Raw genomic sequence first — 18,324 nt, 5'->3', positions numbered from 1 at the left:
ATCAGAAGGATGTGATTCAACCACCTCTGCCAAGAACGTGGAGGATCGCATGCCCTGGAATGATATCACCCGCCTGCAGCATAACCGGGATCGCCTTCGCTATCCAACCGATTTGACGGACCGTGAGTGGGCTGTAATTGCTCCACTGATACCGCTGGCCAAGCCCGGCGGGCGGCCACGGAAAACGAATATGAGGGAAGTGGTGAACGCGATCCTTTATATTGCGGGCAGCGGCAGTCAATGGCGGGCTCTGCCGAAGGACTTCCCTCCGGTCTCCACGGTGCGAGGCTATTTCTATGGCTGGCGCGACATCGGCCTTTGGCAGACCATCAATCATCTGCTCGTCTGCGCTACGCGCGAACTGGAGGGGCGCGAGGCCTCGCCCACAGCCGGTGTCATCGACAGCCAGAGTGTCAAGACCACCGAAAGCGGCGGGGTTTCGGGCTACGACGCCGGCAAGAAGATCAAGGGCCGCAAGCGCCACATCATCACCGATACGATCGGGCTGATGCTGTTCGCGCATGTCCATGCTGCCGATATCCAGGACCGCGACGGTGCGCCCGATGTCCTGAAAGCCATCCGCTACCGTTTCCCCTGGTTGCGCCATGTCTTCGCAGATGGCGGCTATGCCGGGCAGAAGTTGCGAAAAGCGCTGCGCGGATGCGGCCAATGGAACCTTGAAATCATCAAGCGCTCCGACATAGCGAAAGGCTTTGAGGTTCTGCCCCGCCGATGGGTGGTGGAGCGCACCTTCGGCTGGTTCGGACGATGCCGTCGGTTGGCCAAAGATTGGGAAAAGTCCATCGCAAGCGCCACAGCATGGGTCAACATCGCCAGCATCAGGGTGATGACCAGACGCCTCGCACGATATTGTTTCCCATCATGAACTTTTGAATCCGGCTCTCAATGCAAACCGTCGGCAGCCCGGCCTTGGCCAAACCGTCAAATAGCCATTGCGATAACGGCCCTGCCTCAAGTCCGATCCGCTCGATGTATATGTCAGGCCCCTTCAGAACCCCAATGAGATCATCGGGGTGGCTGATGGCCTTCACCTCGCGGAAAATATTGCCCGTTCCATCGACGATACATACGGAGGTTTCTTTCACCGAAACATCCATTCCGACATAATACTTCATGCTGCGCTTCCTTCCCTGATGCTTGTGGCTGTTTCCGACAGACCACGTTTTATCATTAACTCGAAGCGCAGCACCTCAATGCTCGCCGCTGGAGAGGGACTCAAGCCAAATACCCCATCTGACTCATTTTCGATGATGTTTGGGATTCATGATGTTGCGACGAGCCGTGTCCGAGCAGATGGATTTGGGTGCCCAATATATCTGGTGTTGTCCGTCATCGAATGATTTTGGACTGATGGCCACCAACAAAGGTTCACAAGCCCGCCATGGATATGCTCCAGCGCGGTGCAGAAACTTGGATTACTACCACCGCCCCGCGACACCTAAAGGCAGCTATTCCATATTAGTTGCTCAGAACCAAACAGGCCGCCCCCGGTCCCATTCGTGTCATCCCACCGGGTGGACCTGTCGCGTATTTGTGCCGCTCCCAGTGCTGGTTTAGGCCACTTTCCGTTCGAACGCGGCGGGGCTGTTCCAACCGAGTGCTGAGTGTCGGCGGCGCGGGTTATAGAACGCGTTGATATATTCGAAGATTGCCATCTCCGCTTGCCGCCGGGTTTCCCATGACCGCCGCCAGATGAGCTCGGCCTTGATGGTCTTGAAGAATGTCTCGACAGCTGCATTGTCGTAGCAATTCCCTTTTCCACTCATCGATACTTTGAACCCGTTTCGGCGCAGGATCTTCTGATAATCATGAGAACAGTATTGGGCAGATTCAACCGGTCGTCGCAACACCCCGCTTTAAGAGGTGTTGATGGTTACAGGGAAACGGAAGTCAGAACGCTCAACACGGCGCAAATTGTCCTCGCCAGGGCGGCCACCGGTGTGGCAGCGTGAGAACCTATGCCGGTTTTGGCAAGGAGTAGCATCGGGTCTGTCCAGTGAAGAAGCCGCCGCCGAAGCCGGCGTTTCCGGCCCCGTTGGTATCCGGTGGTTTCGGAGTTCAGGCGGTATGCCTCCAACACATCTTTCGCCCGCAGCGGCACCACTCACGAACCGCTGCCTTTCGTTTCGGGAACGGGAGGAGATTGCTTTGGAATGTGCGCGGGGCACGGGAGTGCGCGCTATAGCGCGCAAGCTGGGGCGGTCGCCCAGCACAATCTCGCGTGAGATCAGGCGCAATTCGGCGACACGCGGCGGCGACTTCGACTATCGGGCCATTACCGCGCAGTGGCATGCTGATCGAGCAGCACGACGGCCGAAGGCGGCAAAGTCGACGCTGGTCCACAGCCTGGAGCCCGGAACAGATTGCGCGGCGTCTGAAGCTGGACTTCCCCGAGAACCCGACCATGCGCATCAGCCACGAAGCCATCTATCAGGCGCTCTACATTCAGGGCCGAGGCGCCTTGAAGCGAGAGCTATCGGCCTGTCTGCGTTCTGGACGAGCGCTGCGTTTGCCCCGCGAACGTGCTCGCAACCGAGGCAAGCCCTTCCTCACAGATGCTTTGATGATCAGTGATCGTCCGTCTGAGATAGGTGACAGAGCAGTGCCCGGTCACTGGGAGGGGGATCTCATTCTGGGTCTCGGCAGCTCAGCGATCGGCACGCTGGTCGAACGTACGACACGGTTCACAATGCTCCTGCACCTTCCACGCATGGAACGTCATGGGAAGGACAAGTCTGTCAAAAACGGCCCGGCGCTTGCCAGGCATGGTGCTGAAGCGGTCCGCGACGCCATCGCCGGAACTATCATGGATCTGCCGGTACATCTCCGCCAATCATTAACTTGGGATCAGGATGCGGAGATGGCTCAGCATGCACAGCTCCGTATCGAAACTGGCCTCGAGATTTACTTCTGCGACCCTCAAAATCCTTGGCAGCGCAGGAGCAACGAAAACACCAACGGCTTGCTGCGCCAGTACTTTCCAAAAGGCACGGATCTCAGCCAGCATGGGGTCGATGAATTAAGCGCTGTAGCGCATGCTCTGAATACCAGGCCCCGAAAAACTTTGGGCTGGCGCACACCTGCAGAGGCTCTCGACCAGTTGCTCAAACAAGATATAATCAAGGGTGTTGCGACGACCGGTTGAATCTGCCTTGGCTGCCGCGATCCGTGTGGTGAATGCAGCTCTCGGGCGGCGTCCTGAATGCGATAGCCATGTTCAGCGCCCGGATCGCCAAGTCCCGTTTCATCCGGTTCGAGACGGCCCAGCCGATCACACGGCGAGAATGCAAGTCCAGGATCACAGCCAGATACAGCCAGCCTTCGCGGATCCAGACATAACTGATGTCACCCGCCCACTTCTGGTTTGGCGCGTCAGCTTTGAAGTCACGATCCAACAGGTTCGGTGCGATGTTGAACTTATGGTCGCTGTCCGTCGTCACTTTGTGTTTGCGTGTCCGCACAACGGATATGCCGTTTTGACGCATCAGACGGCCAACGCGGCGATGGCCGACCTTCAGGCCGATCTCCTTGAATTCTTCCTTCATCCGTGGCCTGCCGTAACGGCCCAAGCTGATACGCGACTGTTCTTTGATATGTGCCAGGGTCACCATGTCCGACCGCTGCCTGCGACTGGCCGGGCGGTTGCGGAAGGCACGCAATCCACGCGTGCTTACACCGACAACGTCGCACAATCGGCTGGCGGGGAAATGGGCCCTGTGTTCTTCGACGAACCTAAATCTCATTGCTTTAGGCCCACAAAGAACTGGGTGGCCTTTTTTAGGATTTCCCTCTCCTCCTTGAGAAGCCGAACCTCACGTCGCAGCCGTCCGTTCTCTTTGGCGAGGCCTGAATTCTCTTGCGAAACCACGTCAGTGTCTCGATGTGCCGTGATCCATTTGTTCAGCGTTGAATCCCAACGCCGAGATCATCGGCCACTTGCTTGCGCGTCAGCCTGCTTGTCAGCGCGATACGCACCGCATCTTGGCGAAATTCGTTCGTCCATTTCTGTCCGATAATTCATCTCCTTTGTTGCAGTAAATGCTATCAAAAGAGCGGAACAATTCCGTGACAGGTCCAATCTCCGCGACGCTGATCGACTGCTCCATGGCGCGGAACAAGGGCCCCTGCGACAATCGGGTCAACAGCCGCCGCGATGAACTAGAGCCCCGTGTCCTGAACGCCCCGTGGACCCGGCGCTATTCGCCAGGTTCTGTGAGGTCTTCACACAGGAGGTCAATCGCCTGCGCATGGAGGGTCGCGCCAATGTGGCAGCGGCAGAGACCGAGATCAAGAAAATTGATCGCGAACTGGATACCCTGCTCGACCGCATCCTCAAGGGAGGCGCGGCCGACAGGATCAACGCGAAAATGGTTGGCCTGGAACAGCGCAAGAAGGAAGTTGAGGCCTTCCTTGCGCAGGCAGACGGACCGCTCCCCTTCTGCATCCCTCGATGGCGCAGCTCTACCGCTCGCGCGTCCAGAGCCTTTATGACACCCTGCAGGTCGAGGACGAGGGGAAGCGGACAGAAGTCGCCGATATCATCAGGACGCTGGTGGAGGACATCGTGCTGACGCCGGTTGATGGCAAGGTGGAGATCGATGTTCGCGTCGATCTCGCTGGAATCCTTACGCTTTCGGTGCAAACGAAAAACCCCGCCTTGGGGCGGGGTCATCGCAAGTAAATTTGGTTGCGGGGGCAGGATTTGGACACTGTTTTATGCGATATGACGCAGCAGCCGGGCAGTTGTTCGAGAACTCCGAAACACGACAAACATTCATTTCGTTGTCATTCTGAAACGCGCCTGTCGATCACGGGCAGGATCAGGCTGCTTGGCATGAGAGGCCCTCCGAGGATTGTCTGCCGGGCGACCCGAAAATTCGCAGCCGTAGCCCTTTCCGCCGCCACACCCGACTGCGGGTTGCGGTCGAAACGCGGGAAGTTGGACGAGAGCGACCTGAAGGCGCAGCCGCGAACCCTCGGCAAAAAGGTGACTGATATGGCCGAGCGTGACGGTAACTTCGAACGGGCCATCGCCGCCGACCGGTCTTTTCCACCGCATGATGCCGTCGACAATGCCTATGCTTCGCCCCTCCGGGGTCATGTCGCAAAGCCGCGCCGTCCAGTCGGCAGTTGCGGCATCGGAAGCCACGAAAAGCCGTGCCTCGACCCGGCCGGTAACATCGAGCACGGCCTCAAGCGGCCCGGTCGTAAAGGTCACGACATCGGATCGCGCCTCGATGTCATCCTGCGGCATCGGCCCGGAATTGCGACCGAGCAACAGGCCCGGCAGGAAGGTTGCGCCGCCTGCCGTCGGCACCGGATCAGCCGGATCGGAAATCCACTCCCGGCGAAATTCCTGGGTCGGCGGGTTCTCGCAAAGGCCGTCGCCGTCAAGGTAGAGACAGTGTTGGACCGCTTGGGGAACCGGCCAGGCTGAACTGTCATGCCAGCTGTTCGATCCACTGCGGAAATAACGCACCACCGGCGTGGAAGGCGCAACGCCCGAAAAGACGGAAGCGAAGAAATCAAGCTGAACATCGGACAACCCCGCCGTCGACGCCTCGGGTCCATGCCAGAACGCGCCCTGCCAGTCCTTCGGATTGCCATGTGACCAAGGGCCGATGATTAACCTGTCCCGAATGCCGGCGGGCTCATCACGTCGTCCGCGCGCCGTGCGGAATAGCTCGAGCGAGCCTTCGAGAAAGAGGTCATTCCAGCCGGCGATGACCAGCATGGCAGGCCGGCTTTTCCCGAGTGCATCAAGATGCTCACGATCGTCTTCTGCCGCTGCCGCACGTCTTTCGTCGAACCATTGCTTGGCATAGGGTGCGAGCGCCTCAAGATCGGCGTCGATGATCGGCAGGCGGGCAAAGGCTGCATCCGGATCCCGCTGAAGCTTGTCGAGAAAGGCGCCGAGCCGCTCTGCGTGCTCTGCCGGCAGGTCGGCCAGACGTCGCTGAAGATCGGGCAATGCCAAGGCCTCGATGATCCAGAGCATCAGAAAGCCGAGTTCGGTGGCGCCGCCGCGCCAGGTCCAGCTTTCGCCGTGGCGCGCCGTGGTCAGCTGCGGCGAAATCGCCTCGAGGCCGGGCGGATTTTCGGCCGCCGCCAGAACCTGCGTCGCACCAACATAGGACGCCCCGAACATGCCCACCTTGCCATCGCAGAAATCCTGCCGCCGGAGCCAGGCGATCGTATCCGCGCCGTCTCGGCCTTCATGAACGAAGGGCACGAAATTGCCCTCCGAGCCGAAACGGCCGCGCGCATCCTGCACCATCACCGCCATGCCGCGCCTGAGCGCCGACTGGAACTCCAGAGCCGAAATATATTGCGCGCCGTGCACATCCTCGCGCCTGTAGGGCGTGCGCTGCAGGAGGACAGGAAACGGCCCCTCTCCCTCCGGCAGAAAGAGATCGCTCATCAGCGTAACGCCGTCGCGCATCACCACAGGAACGCCATCGCGGATGGTAAATTGCCTCATCGCCGCGCCCCTACCGGCCAAGGAAACACTGGCGCAACTGATCGAAGGACACCGCCAGGATCAAAAGCGCGCCGGCAGCCACCTGTTGCCATGTCGAGTTGATGTTCATCAGCGTCATGCCATTGTTGAGTACGCCAACGATCAAAAGCCCGATCACCGTACCGAACATCGAACCGACACCGCCCTTCAGTGTGGTACCACCAAGAATGATGGCAGTGACGACGGCAAGCTCCAGCCCCGTGCCCGTCGTGCCGGAGGTCGATCCAAGCTGCGAAGCGCTGACAAGGCCGGTCAGCGCCATGCAGAGGCCGGACCCGAGAAATGCGATGAACAGCGTTGTACGGGTGCGGATGCCGACAAGTCGCGCCGCCGTATCATTGGCGCCAATCGCATAGATGGTGCGCCCGAAGACGCTGAAAGCAAGCAGGCAGCCGACGATGACCGCGATAACGACGAACAGCGCTGCTGACAGCGGGATATCGAAGAGCGGACGCATGATCGCCCAGTCGAAACCATTGACCCTGACCGAGGACGCGCCGCCGATGGAAAGCGTAAGCCCGCGAAAAATCGCCAACGTGCCAAGCGTGGTGATCAGTGCATTGACGCCGACGACGGTCACCAGAAAGCCGTTGAGGCAACCAATCCCGAGCCCGGTCAAAAACGCGACGAACACGGCCGGCACAATGCCGAAGGCCTGGGCGGCCATGGCAAACATCAACGCAACAAAGGCCATGCCGGAACCGACCGAAAGGTCAAACTGGCCGCCAATCAGCAGGATGGTGCCGCCGGCCGCCAGAATGCCGGTAATCGACATGGCGGTGAAGATGTTGACCCAGTTAGGCCAGGTCAGAAAATAGGGCGAATTGAACGAGAAGAACACGATCTCGAGCAAAAGAAAGAAGATGAGCGCGGCCGATTCCGGCACTCTGATACGTCCGCCTTCGGGCACGCGTGGCTCGGCAACGGGATTTGCGGTCTTGTCAGTCACTTGATCCTCCTCCCGCGACTTCGGTCAGTCTAGCCACGTCGATCTCCTCCTGTGGCAGGGCCCGCACGATCCGGCCACGCACCATGACGAACGCGCGGGTCGCGACCTGGGTGATATCCTCATAATCGGAACTGGCAATCAGAATGCCGTGGCCAGAACGCGCCAGTTCGCGCAGCAGATGATAGATTTCCTCACGCGCGCCGACATCGACGCCGCGCGTCGGCTCGACCAGCAGCAGAAGTTTCGCACCGCTTTCCAGCCACCGGCCGAGCAGCACCTTCTGCTGATTGCCGCCAGAAAGCTTGGTGATCACCTCGCTGCCATTGCCGCTGGAGCGGATCCTCAACGGGTCGTGCCAGCGCGAATACGCAGCCGTCTCGTCACTACGGAAGATCGCGCCAAGGCGCGACAGACGCCCCCAGCTGGGGGCTGCAAGGTTCTCCGCCGAAGTGCGCGGTCCGAGCAGGCTTTCGCTCTTTCGCTCGGCCGGCAGGAAGCCGATGCCAGCAGCAATCGCCTCTACCGGATGGCGAAAATCCACCGGCCTGCCGTTTATCTCGAGGCTGCCGGCCTGCCGACGATCCGCGCCGAAAAGCGTCGCGGTAAATTCCGGAACGCCGGATCCGATCTTGCCGTAAAGGCCGACAATCTCGCCTTCGGCCACAGTCAGATCGACATCGGCAAAGCCATGGCCGGAAAGCCCGCTCGCCTTCAGCAGCGGCGTCTTGTCCGATCCGTCAAAGAAATAGGCATCCCGATTGCTCTCCACCGCATGGCCGACCATGGCGGTGACAACTTCGGGCTGGGTAACGCGCGATGGCTCCGCATTGAGTGAAACCCGCCCGTCGCGCAAAACGCAGACCCGGTCAGCGATTTCGAACACCTCGTCCAGCCGATGGGTGATGTAGAGGATCGCCGTGCCTCTCGCCTTCATCCGCGCAATCAGCTCGAAAAGGCGGCGGGTTTCGGCATCGGAGAGGGCCGCCGTCGGCTCGTCGAAGATCATGCAACGCGCAGATCCGATGGAGGCACGGGCAATTTCGATAATCTGGCGTTCGCCAAGGCGAAGGCTCGAAACCTTTGCGTCGAGCGCGATATCGGCGCCGAGATCCGCCAGCGCCTGACGCGCGCGCCGGCGCATTTCCCCGCGTCGCACCATGCCGAAACGGGCCGGCAATTCGCCAAGCGAGATATTTTCCGCAACCGTCAGCGTCGGCGCATCCGCCAGTTCCTGCGCGATCAGCCGGATACCGGCATCGCGCGCCTGGGTTACGGAACGGATTGCAAGCGGTCGTCCGTCAATATTGATCTGGCCGCCGTCATGGGTGTGATCACCGGCGATGATCCTGACGAAGGTGGATTTTCCCGCTCCGTTTTCGCCCAGAAGCGCGGTCACCGTGCCGGCGGCCAGATCGAGGTCCACGCCATGGAGAACCTCGATCGGGCCGAAGGACTTGGTGATGCCGCGAACCGAGAGAAACGGCACATCCGTGCGGTTTTCCGGCCTATGCGGCATCATGCTCATCCGCAGCTCGTTTCCGGATAATATTCCATCATATTGTCCTTGGTCAGCACTTCATGCGGTACAAGGATCTGTTCGGGAATGGTGTCACCCTTGATCGCCTTGATCAGGTTCGGGACGATCAGCTCTGCATATTTTTCCGGGAAATAGGCCGATGTCGCGATGAAGTGCGGCGCCGTCCAGATCTGGCAATTGCCGGGATCGAAGTTCTGCACGCCAAGATAAAGATCGTCCGAGCGGCCCTGGCTGCGGGCTGCCGCCAGCGCACCGGTGATGACATCCTCGTTGATGCCGACGACGATGACCCTCTTTGCGCCCGGAAGGGCTGTCAACGTGTCCATCATCTGCCGCTGGGCGGTGTCGGCCTGGCCTCCGGCGCCGGTATCGATGATGCGCTCATTGTTGACCGGACCGCATACGGCCTCGAAGCCCTTGCGCATGCCGTCCATCCTGAGATCATTTACAACGCCGACGGCAAGCGATTCCAGCGACACCCAGGCATCATGCTGGCAATCAAAGTTTTCCTTGAAATAGCGGCCAAGCTCATTGCCGACGATAACGCCCGCATATTCATTGGCCGCGCCGACAAAGGCGGTCTGGCAGGGTTGCTGTTCGATGTCGATGGCGATCACCGGCACCTGCGGGCCTTCCGCGCAGATATTGGCGGCCGCTGCAACATCGGCCTGGAATGTGACGAGGCCGTCAACATTCTGGGTGCGGAACTGACGGGCGCAATTGAGCGCATCAGCGGCATTCAGCTTGCTGTCGCAGGTGATCAGCTCGAAGCCTGCGGTCTCGGCGGCATTCTCCATGCCGCGCTGAAGCGCTTCGGGAAAGGGCACGCCAAGCGCCAGCTGTGTAAAGCCGATGGTCAGGCCCTCGCCGATACCCGGCTCGATCGGTTTGAATTCGGCAACAGCATCGGGTGGCGTCGGTTTTTCCTCAGCCAGCACCGGCGAAAACGCCGCCATGGCGGCCAATGCGAGGGCAAAGGCCCCGCCAGCCAGTTTCTTCACTCCAGTATCACTCATCTCCTGCTCCTCCCTGAGTGTTAGATTATGCGACCCGCGAAAAACCCAGTGCATTGAGTTTCGCAAGTTTCTCCAGTCTGTCGGCAATATGGCCGACGCCGACCGCGCAGTGATGCGCAGGCCCCTCGGCATTCCACGCCTCGGCAAAGGCGCGCGCACCGATGCTGAAACGATAGCGGCTGTTGGTGTTCCCGATCTCGAGGATCGGTCCTGCCACGGACTCCCCTTCGGCACACAGCAGGCTGACCCGTCCCTCCCGCTCGATCACCGACAACAGCGTGACTGGTCCGTGACGCACCGACATTTCCACCGAAACGCCCTTGCCTACCTTGCCGTGATAGACATTAAGCGGGCGAAGCTTGGTCTTGCCCTCGGCAATCGCCGTGTGTCCTGGTCCATCATGGCCCATCAGCACAACGTCATCGTCATAGTCGAGTGCATAGGGCTCGGTGAACGAGCCACCGGCGCCGAAGGCGTCCATGATCTTCATCGCCTGAGCGTTCTTGACCTCATATTCACCGGCGATGGGAATACCGGACGCCGTAAGCATCGAACAACCGGGAATGATCGAGGCGATGATATCCTCATGCAGATGGCCGGGCTCGGAAACATAGAAATATGCCATAGAGCCCAGCCGGCGCTTTTCGACCAGCTTGAAGAGGGCCGCAGCAGTCAGCGCCGCGCGGTCGATTTCCGCAGGATCGCAGCCTTCCTCGATATCGAACTCGGCTTCTATCCGCGCGCGTGCGGCTGCGACTTCCGCATCGCTTGCAGCCTGCCTGAGCGCCGCGAGTTCGTCGATCTCCAGGAAGTCGACAACCGTTCCGAAGGCGGCGCACTGCGCCGTCAGATCGGAATAAATATCCAGCATGCCCGTGTAATAGTGGCCCATCAGGCCAAGCCGGTTATGCGCCATCACATGCGAGACGCGGGCAGCTTCGATCCAGCTTTCAATCTCGGCATCGACATGGGCGTCGCCCTCAAGCACGCCGGTGACCTGGTGGGTCTCTATGCCGGAGCGCCTGAAGACGTTGGCGATTTCCGGTACCGGGCAGGCCGCGCAATGGGCGAGCCACTCACCAGTCATCTTTCTGCGGTCGCCAAGCGCGTTGAAGCTCTTGTAATCGATGGCCCGGGCGGGCTGGAGGTTGAGGATAATCACCGGAACACCGGGACGCCGGACTGCAGGCAACACTGTCGATGACAGCGCATAGGTCGTGACATGCAGGAAGATGAGATCGACATCGGCGCGGCGCAGATCGTGCCCCGCCTCGACAGCCTTGTCCGGATCGTCAACGAGGCCGAGATTGACGATCTCGACGTCCTCGCGCTTCAGCTTCTTTTCGACCATGGCGAGATAGGAGACAAGCCGCGTTTCAAGCCCCTCGAACTGGGGCCAGTAGGCCGAAAGCCCGATGCCGAAAAGACCGACGCGCAAGGGACGAGCCCCCTGCGTGGCCATGCTGCCATATTCCATTTATTCCTCCCTCGGTCCGGGCTCTCCCTGCCCGCCGCCGGCGATTTGCTCCACCATGCGAAAACTGACCTTTATCAACTCACTGTAACACCGTATGATTGCCTTCCATCATGCTATCTGTTTCGAATAATGATCTATTGAATACAAAAAATGATCAACTCAGAATCCACCGACTACTTCGCCTACATGCCGGAGAACAGCTTTTGCGAAGCCCTCGGCTGCACCGCACTTTCGGCCGGTTATACCGAGATCGCGCCCGGCTCACCCTATCCGCCGGTGCGCCATCCCGACGATCATCATTTCGTCTGGGAGAAGGGAAGAACGCTTCAAGCTTATCAGTTTGCCCTTATCAGCAGCGGGCGGGGCAAGATTGAAGCCATGCCGGACCCCGGCACCGTGCACACGGTCGAGGCAGGCGACGTGATGTTACTCTTTCCCGGTATCTGGCATCGTTTTCTGCCAGACCCGAATATCGGCTGGACCGAGCACTGGGTCGAATGCCGCGGTACCGCCTTCGATCGGGTTATGGCGGAAGGCCTGTTTTCACTCGAAAGGCCGATATGGCGCGGCGGCGATGCCGCGCTGCGCCTGTTTGAGCAGATCCACGCGCTGGTGCGCCAGGACAAGCTTGCCAACCAGCCGTCGATCTCCGGCCTCGGCCTACAGCTCCTCGCCGCCTTCGGCCAGTCACGCCAGCCGGAGGAACTGGGACACAGCCGACTGGTGGACCGGGCTCAGCGCATTCTGCTTGAGAGCCATCATCAGTATGGCGGCATCCGCGCGGTCGCCGATGAACTCGGCGTCAGCTATTCGACATTGCGACGCGTCTTTCGCGAGAAGACCGGCATGTCGCTCAAACAATACCAGAGTGAGGTGCGGATCCGACGGGCCTGCGAGCTTCTGCGCAGTTCGGACCGTTCGATCAAGGAAATTGCAGCGCATCTCGGCTTCAGCTCGACCTTCCACTTCTCGAACCAGTTCAGCCAGTCGACGGGCCTGCCGCCGACCCGCTGGCGCGAACAAAACACTGCCCGCGCCGCCGGTGGACCTGATGAATAACCACACGCAAACCCAGCGGCCGTCGAGGCGACTGGAGCGAGCTAGACGACATCTATCACATTCCGCGGCCAAGCGTTGCAGAATCCGTTTTCCAACCACTGAGTTCGCAGATCGACAAGGGCGGCGTCGGGCTTTGAACCGGACCGCGACATTTCATCCGGGTTCAGGCGAGGCGGACGGTGAGGACGTCGCGAGCGGGGACGGAGAAGCTTCCCTGATCGAGATAGGCACCGTTGGCAGCCCAGTAGGTTTCACCGCCATGAAGGGCGCAGCCGTCACCATCAAAAAGTCGTCCCTCCTGGGTTTCGCGCGTCGCATTGACGATCCAGGCAAAACGGCCTTCCGCACTCTCATGCAGACGAATTTGAACGGTGGGGTTGGAGCTCACCGTATGCTGCTTTTTGCCGGTGAAGGCGAAGCAGCGAGCAAAATAGCGCTTTCCCGCCTCCGACTGGTCTCGGTAATAGCCGACCGACGGATGGGTCCCGACGAGACGCGTGCGGCCCTTGCCGAACGCGTTTTCGACGATTGCGATCCGGCCGTCGGCAAAGCGCGCCAGTTCGCTGCCCTCGGTCACGGTGTAGGACTGCAGGAAGCCGCCGCCGGTGGTCGAAACGCCATCGAGCGTGAAGCGGATGCGGTCGCCGATATCCGGCATGAACTCCACCTCGTCCTCACGCACGCCGAAGACGGCATCGAGCCCGTTGTTCGGCTGGACCGTGCCGACTTTGCCGCGATCGCCGAAATAGCCCGGGCAGGCTTCCGACACCAGCGTGCCGCCGGCCTTCACCCAGGCGGCGATTTTAGTGGCGTTCTCGCTGGTGAGCATGATCGGGTACGGGAAATACAGAGCATCATAGGCATCGATATCCTCGATATGAACCCAATCGGCCTGGATGCCATTGTCGAAGAAGCCGCGATAGGCGCCCCACATGGCGGCCCGATAGGTGTCGTAATCGCCCTCGCGGCTCAGAAGATAGTCCCAGGCCTGCGCTTCCGGCGCGACCAGAATGCCGATCTCGCCCTTCACCGGTTTTGCCGCCAGCAGCGGCTTCTGCTCCGGGGCATTGGTCCACTTCGCGATCTTCGAGGCCATGTCGGAGCGCGGCGTGCGCGAACCGTCCATGCCGTAGGAGCCGAAGGCGCCGAACAGCGGGCCATCAAGCAAAGGCCGGTAACGCAGGTTCAGCATGCCGCGCGCGCCACCCGCAAACGAAGTCAGCGACCAGACCCGGATATCCTCGGGCTCGGCGACGCGGGCATCGTCCTTGTCGCGACCGACGACCTGCGGCTGCATCCACAGCGGCCCGCCCTGCCGCTCGGCGTGCCAGAACGGCTTGCCACGGGCGGCGGCGCGGTTGAGGTCGGCGGCGTAGAAACTGCGCCAGGACTGGTTGCCCTTGCGCGCATGGACGAAGGTATAACCATAAACCTCGACCTTGGAGGCGGCAAGCCAGTCATCCGAGCCGCGCGAGGCCATATCGGGGATGGCTCCCGCCACGCCATGGGCGGCGATCAGGCAATCGCTATCGACGGCGCGGATCGTGTCGATGCGGAATTGCATCTGGCCATAATAGTTGTCGCGCTTGAAGGCGAGCCAGTCGAGGCATTCCGGATAGGGCGCGATCTGGCGCGGCGGCTCGATATCGTCCCACTCGGCATAGGAATAGCGATACCAGGCCTTCGCCAGCGTATCGAGATCGCCATATTTTTCCTGGAGCCAGACGCGGAAGGCGGCCTTGGTATGCGGGTTGTAGTCGACGGAGGGCGCATAATTGCACTCGTTCCAGACGTCATAGCCGAGAAGCCCCGGATGCCCCTTGTAGCGCTCCGCCATTGCGGCCAGGAAGGCGCCGGCCGCTTCCTTCACTTCCGGGCAGTTCATTGTCAGCGAACCGGCGCCGCCGCCATTCGGCGCGAAGCCGCCAGTCGCCGCAGAAACGCCCATGGTCGCCGGAAGCTCGGTGCCATCGGCGCGCATCTGCCGGGCATGGGTATATTTGCGATAGGCCCAGTCCGGCACGGTATGGGTCAGTTCAGCGATGATCGTCTTGATGCCGTTCTTTGCGGCAAGCTCCATCTGCCGGTCATATTCCTCCCAGTCGTAGAAACCGGGACGGCGTTCGATCGCGCTCCACATGAACCAGTGGCGGAAGACATTGAGGCCATCCTCTGCGGCCACGCCATAGTCGCGCTCCCAGTCCTCGCGCGGCGGGTTCGATTTGCGGAAATAGACCGCTCCGAACGGCGTCTGCATCGGTATTTTCGTCATGATGTCCTCACACATTTGGCAAAACGCAGCCACGAGATTTCAGTCTTTCTTCCCCCTGTGAGGGGAAGGTTAATGGGTCAAAGCCCCGCCAGTGCCTCGAGCGTCCGGATCAGCGCCGAGTGGTCCTTTTCACCGTCGCCGCGGGCGATCGCTGCGTTCATCAATTGCTCGGTCGCAGCCGCATTCGGCAGTGCTAGACCGATTTCGCGGGCGGCATTGACGGCAAGCGCCATGTCCTTGCGGTGCAAGCGAGATCCGAAAGCCGGGGTCGAAGGTCTGCGCAATCATTCGCTCGCCGTGGATCTTCATGATCGTAGATCCGGCAAACCCGCCCATCAGCGCCTCACGAACCTTGGCCGGATCGGCGCCGGCTTTCTTTGCAAACAGCAGGCCTTCCGCCACTGCCTCGATCGTCAGACCGACGATGATCTGATTGGCGACCTTGGCGGTCTGGCCGTCGCCGACCGGGCCGACATGGGTGATGGTCTTGCCCATCGCCTCGAACAAGGGCTTGCCGCGTTCGAAATCGGCATCAGAACCGCCAACCATGATCGTCAGCGCCGCGTTCTTGGCTCCGACCTCGCCGCCGGAGACCGGCGCATCGAGATAACCGCAGCCCTTGGCCGCGATCCTTTCGGCAAACGCCTTGGTCTCAACGGGAGAAATCGAGCTCATGTCGATGACCATCTTGCCTTCGGAAAGACCGTCAGCCACGCCATTCTCACCGAACAGAACCGCGTCGACATCCGGCGTATCCGGAACGATGGTGATGATGATGTCGGCGGCTTCCGCGACCGCCTTCGGCGTGTCGCAGGCCGTGGCGCCCTTTTCGACCAGGAATTTTGAGACCGGTTTCACCCGGTTGATGAACAGTTCATGGCCGGCGTCGATCAGATGCGCCGCCATGGGACGGCCCATGAGGCCGAGGCCGATAAATCCGATTTTCATGTGATCACTCCTTAAAGCCAGGGCTTCATCCAGCCGAGACCTTCGGTTGTGCCGGCCGAGGGCTTGTATTCGCAGCCGATGAAGCCGTCATAGCCCTCCGCGTCCAGCATATTGAAAAGATAGAGATAGTTGATTTCGCCCGTGCCCGGCTCATGGCGGCCGGGATTGTCGGCGAGCTGCACATGGGCGATCTTTGTCTTGAGCCGCCGGTAGGTTTCGGCAAGGTCGCCCTGCATGATCTGGGTGTGGTAGATGTCATACTGGATGAACAGGTTTTCGGAGCCAACCGCCTCCAGAATGCGCTCGGCATGATCCGTGGTCGAAACGAAGAAGCCCGGAATGTCGCGTAGGTTGATCGGCTCGAGCAGCAGCTTGACGCCCGCGTCCGCCAAACGCGGCGCGGCGTATTTCAGGTTCTCGACCAGCGTCTGCTCAAGCTTTTCGGCTGCAATACCCTTCGGCGCGATGCCGGCGAGGCAGTTCACCTTGGGGCAGCCGAGCGCCTTTGCGTAGGAAAGCGCCGTGTCCACACCCTTTTTGAATTCCTCCACCCGGTCCGGCAGGCAGCCGATACCGCGCTCGCCGCCGGCCCAGTCACCGGCTGGCAGGTTGAATAGTGCCTGTTTGACGTTGGCCGCCTTCAGCGCGGCGGCAACGTCACCTTCCGGGAAGTCATAGGGGCCGACATATTCGACCGCCGGAAAGCCATCCTTTGCGGCCGCGGCGATCCGATCGAGAAACGGCAGATCGGCGTAGAGAAACGAGAGATTGGCGGCAAATTTCGGCATTGGAAAACTCCTCAGGCAGTAAATCGGGTTCTGTGCAGCATACGCTTGTTGCGCGGGTCCGGGTTGGGCACGGCGGAAATCAGGCTTTTCGTGTAGTCCTCTTCCGGCACGGTGCAGATTTGCTCGGCGCTGCCGAGTTCCACCAGTCTGCCCCGATGCATCACCGCCACCCGATCGCAGAAATAACGGACCACGGAGATATCGTGGGCGATGAAGATGTAGGAGAGGTCAAGCCGCTTCTGCAGATCGAGAAGAAGATCGAGGATCTGCGCCCTAATCGAGACATCGAGCGCTGACGTCGCCTCGTCGGCGATGATCACTTTCGGGTCGAGCGCCAGCGCCCGTGCAATCCCGATCCGCTGCCGTTGTCCACCCGAAAACGCATGCGGATAGCGCTCCATGGCGGACCGGTCGAGGCCGACAAGTTCCAGCAGGTCACCGACCTTCTGCTCGATCTCACGCCCGGATAGCTTGCCCTGTACGACAAGTGGATCGGCAACCACCTGCCGGACCGTCATGCGCGGATTGAGCGAAGCGAATGGGTCCTGAAACACGAGGCGGACCTGGCTGTGAAAGCTGCGCAGCCCTTGCTTGTCGAGCGTCGTCACCTCGGTTTCAGTACCGTCGCCGGGGCGGTAGACAACGGAGCCGGAGGTTGGTTCAAGCACCCTGAGAACCAGGCGACCCATCGTGGTCTTGCCCGAGCCGCTTTCCCCGACGATACCAAGATTTTCACCGCGCTTTAGGTCGAAGGAGACATCGTCAACGGCCTTCAAGATGAAGCCCTTCTTGCCGGCGCCAGCACCGAACACCTTGGTGAGGTTGCGCACGGAGAGCACGACGTCATCCTTCGCCACCGTCCGGTTTCCGTCCGCAACGCGCGGCTTTTCGAGACGCACGGTCGATGAGAGAAGCTGGCGGGTATAGGGATGCCGGGCGTTGTAGAAAATCTCGTCCACCGGGCCACGTTCAACGATCACGCCGAAACGCATCACTGCCACCTCGTCGGCAACTTCGGCGACGACGCCGAGATCGTGGGTAATCAGCAGCATCGCCATGCCGCGCTCGACCTGAAGACGCTTGATCAGGTCGAGGATTTCGGCCTGCGTGGTGACGTCGAGCGCAGTGGTCGGCTCGTCGGCGATCAGGATATCCGGATCACAAGCGAGAGACATGGCGATCATCGCGCGCTGGCGCATCCCACCGGAGAACTCGAAAGTGTAGCGGTCTATCATCGCTTCCGGGTTCGGTATTTCCACCTGCGACAGCAGGCTGACCGTTTCTGCCCGCGCCTCGGCCTGTTTCATGTTGCGGTGGAGCCGCAGCGCCTCGATGATCTGGTCGCCGATGGTATGCACCGGCGAGAGCGAGCTCATCGGCTCCTGGAAGATCAGCGAGACGCGCCCGCCGCGGATCGCGCGGATTTCCTTGCCCTCGTCGGCCAGCGCGTGGATATCGACCGGCTTGCCGTCGGTATCGAGCACGATCGTGCCGCTGGTCATTCTCGCCGCCCTGTCGACGATCTTCAGGAGCGAGCGCGCCGTCACCGACTTGCCGGAACCGCTCTCGCCGACGAGCGCCAGCGTCTTGCCGCGATGGAGATCGAAGGTGACGTCGCGCACGGCATGCAGGATGTGCTGGCGCAAGTGGAAATCGATGGACAGGTTCTTCACCTGCAGCACGGCATCACCGAAACCTTCATGATCGTGAACGATGGTCTGGGGTGTGGTCATCGTC

The 18,324-nt window shown here is 60.6% G+C and carries 11 protein-coding genes and 5 pseudogenes; 4 read left to right on the top strand and 12 right to left on the bottom strand.

Going from position 1 to position 18,324, the window contains the following annotated elements:
* Positions 1-49: 49 nt before the first annotated feature.
* Positions 50-886, top strand: coding sequence for an IS5 family transposase (locus AC0L7L_RS00300; RefSeq protein WP_473511068.1), 837 nt, complete (start codon positions 50-52; stop codon positions 884-886).
* 1 nt (position 887) lies between these two features.
* On the opposite strand, the pseudogene AC0L7L_RS00295 reads toward AC0L7L_RS00300, so the two are convergent.
* Positions 888-1,136 (bottom strand): annotated as a pseudogene (locus AC0L7L_RS00295) (IS110 family RNA-guided transposase); the annotation flags it as partial.
* Positions 1,137-1,574: 438 nt separating this feature from the next.
* Positions 1,575-1,847 (bottom strand): annotated as a pseudogene (locus AC0L7L_RS00290) (integrase core domain-containing protein); the annotation flags it as partial.
* 43 nt (positions 1,848-1,890) lie between these two features.
* On the opposite strand from AC0L7L_RS00290, the pseudogene AC0L7L_RS00285 reads away from it, so the two are divergent.
* A pseudogene (locus AC0L7L_RS00285) lies at positions 1,891-3,166 on the top strand (IS30 family transposase).
* A 7-nt stretch (positions 3,167-3,173) separates the two neighbouring features.
* Here the strand turns inward: AC0L7L_RS00285 and AC0L7L_RS00280 are convergent.
* Positions 3,174-4,035 (bottom strand): annotated as a pseudogene (locus AC0L7L_RS00280) (IS3 family transposase); the annotation flags it as partial.
* Between the two features lie 436 nt (positions 4,036-4,471).
* On the opposite strand from AC0L7L_RS00280, the gene AC0L7L_RS00275 reads away from it, so the two are divergent.
* Complete coding sequence (locus AC0L7L_RS00275; RefSeq protein WP_473511126.1) at positions 4,472-4,702, top strand: hypothetical protein; 231 nt, start codon at positions 4,472-4,474, stop codon at positions 4,700-4,702.
* A 93-nt stretch (positions 4,703-4,795) separates the two neighbouring features.
* On the opposite strand, the gene AC0L7L_RS00270 is transcribed toward AC0L7L_RS00275, so the two are convergent.
* The 5 genes from AC0L7L_RS00270 to AC0L7L_RS00250 are packed head-to-tail and all read right to left on the bottom strand — an operon-like array spanning position 4,796 to position 11,520.
* Complete coding sequence (locus AC0L7L_RS00270; protein WP_473511124.1) at positions 4,796-6,502, bottom strand: CocE/NonD family hydrolase; 1,707 nt, start codon at positions 6,500-6,502, stop codon at positions 4,796-4,798.
* A 10-nt stretch (positions 6,503-6,512) separates the two neighbouring features.
* Positions 6,513-7,490, bottom strand: coding sequence for an ABC transporter permease (locus AC0L7L_RS00265; RefSeq protein WP_473511121.1), 978 nt, complete (start codon positions 7,488-7,490; stop codon positions 6,513-6,515).
* A complete protein-coding gene (locus AC0L7L_RS00260) occupies positions 7,483-9,015 on the bottom strand; it encodes a sugar ABC transporter ATP-binding protein (RefSeq protein ID WP_473511119.1) in 1,533 nt (510 codons plus the stop codon). The genes AC0L7L_RS00265 and AC0L7L_RS00260 overlap by 8 nt, the downstream gene beginning before the upstream one ends.
* A complete protein-coding gene (locus AC0L7L_RS00255; RefSeq protein WP_473511117.1) occupies positions 9,012-10,043 on the bottom strand; it encodes a sugar ABC transporter substrate-binding protein in 1,032 nt (343 codons plus the stop codon). The genes AC0L7L_RS00260 and AC0L7L_RS00255 overlap by 4 nt, the downstream gene beginning before the upstream one ends.
* 25 nt (positions 10,044-10,068) lie before the next feature.
* Positions 10,069-11,520, bottom strand: a complete 1,452-nt coding sequence (locus tag AC0L7L_RS00250) for an arabinose isomerase (protein ID WP_473511115.1) — start codon at positions 11,518-11,520, stop codon at positions 10,069-10,071.
* Positions 11,521-11,670: 150 nt separating this feature from the next.
* Between AC0L7L_RS00250 and AC0L7L_RS00245 the strand changes: the two genes are divergently transcribed.
* Positions 11,671-12,579, top strand: a complete 909-nt coding sequence (locus AC0L7L_RS00245) for a helix-turn-helix domain-containing protein (RefSeq protein ID WP_272209638.1) — start codon at positions 11,671-11,673, stop codon at positions 12,577-12,579.
* A gap of 163 nt (positions 12,580-12,742) precedes the next feature.
* Here AC0L7L_RS00245 and AC0L7L_RS00240 read toward each other — a convergent pair whose 3' ends face one another.
* The 4 genes and pseudogenes from AC0L7L_RS00240 to AC0L7L_RS00225 all read right to left on the bottom strand — a co-directional run bounded on the left by AC0L7L_RS00240 (position 12,743) and on the right by AC0L7L_RS00225 (position 18,320).
* Complete coding sequence (locus AC0L7L_RS00240; protein ID WP_473511113.1) at positions 12,743-14,851, bottom strand: beta-galactosidase; 2,109 nt, start codon at positions 14,849-14,851, stop codon at positions 12,743-12,745.
* A 77-nt stretch (positions 14,852-14,928) separates the two neighbouring features.
* A pseudogene (locus tag AC0L7L_RS00235) lies at positions 14,929-15,799 on the bottom strand (2-hydroxy-3-oxopropionate reductase).
* Between the two features lie 11 nt (positions 15,800-15,810).
* Positions 15,811-16,587 (bottom strand): hydroxypyruvate isomerase, encoded by a 777-nt coding sequence (gene hyi / locus AC0L7L_RS00230; RefSeq protein ID WP_272209635.1) that lies wholly within the window; start codon positions 16,585-16,587, stop codon positions 15,811-15,813.
* 11 nt (positions 16,588-16,598) lie between these two features.
* Positions 16,599-18,320, bottom strand: coding sequence for an ABC transporter ATP-binding protein (locus AC0L7L_RS00225; protein WP_473511109.1), 1,722 nt, complete (start codon positions 18,318-18,320; stop codon positions 16,599-16,601).
* Positions 18,321-18,324 lie beyond the last annotated feature (4 nt).

The organism is Martelella sp. K41-7 (assembly GCF_055808365.1).
The sequence above is the reverse complement of the archived record's forward strand: the minus strand, read 5'-3'. Positions and strand labels throughout refer to the sequence as shown.

Coding starts and splice junctions, on each gene's coding strand:
- AC0L7L_RS00255 (WP_473511117.1), bottom strand. CDS start 10,043: ATGAGTGATACTGGAGTGAAGAAACTGGCTGGCGGGGCCTTTGCCCTC.
- AC0L7L_RS00250 (WP_473511115.1), bottom strand. CDS start 11,520: ATGGAATATGGCAGCATGGCCACGCAGGGGGCTCGTCCCTTGCGCGTC.
- hyi (WP_272209635.1), bottom strand. CDS start 16,587: ATGCCGAAATTTGCCGCCAATCTCTCGTTTCTCTACGCCGATCTGCCG.
- AC0L7L_RS00245 (WP_272209638.1), top strand. CDS start 11,671: ATGATCAACTCAGAATCCACCGACTACTTCGCCTACATGCCGGAGAAC.
- AC0L7L_RS00260 (WP_473511119.1), bottom strand. CDS start 9,015: ATGAGCATGATGCCGCATAGGCCGGAAAACCGCACGGATGTGCCGTTT.
- AC0L7L_RS00240 (WP_473511113.1), bottom strand. CDS start 14,851: ATGACGAAAATACCGATGCAGACGCCGTTCGGAGCGGTCTATTTCCGC.
- AC0L7L_RS00225 (WP_473511109.1), bottom strand. CDS start 18,320: ATGACCACACCCCAGACCATCGTTCACGATCATGAAGGTTTCGGTGAT.
- AC0L7L_RS00300 (WP_473511068.1), top strand. CDS start 50: ATGCCCTGGAATGATATCACCCGCCTGCAGCATAACCGGGATCGCCTT.
- AC0L7L_RS00275 (WP_473511126.1), top strand. CDS start 4,472: ATGGCGCAGCTCTACCGCTCGCGCGTCCAGAGCCTTTATGACACCCTG.
- AC0L7L_RS00270 (WP_473511124.1), bottom strand. CDS start 6,502: ATGAGGCAATTTACCATCCGCGATGGCGTTCCTGTGGTGATGCGCGAC.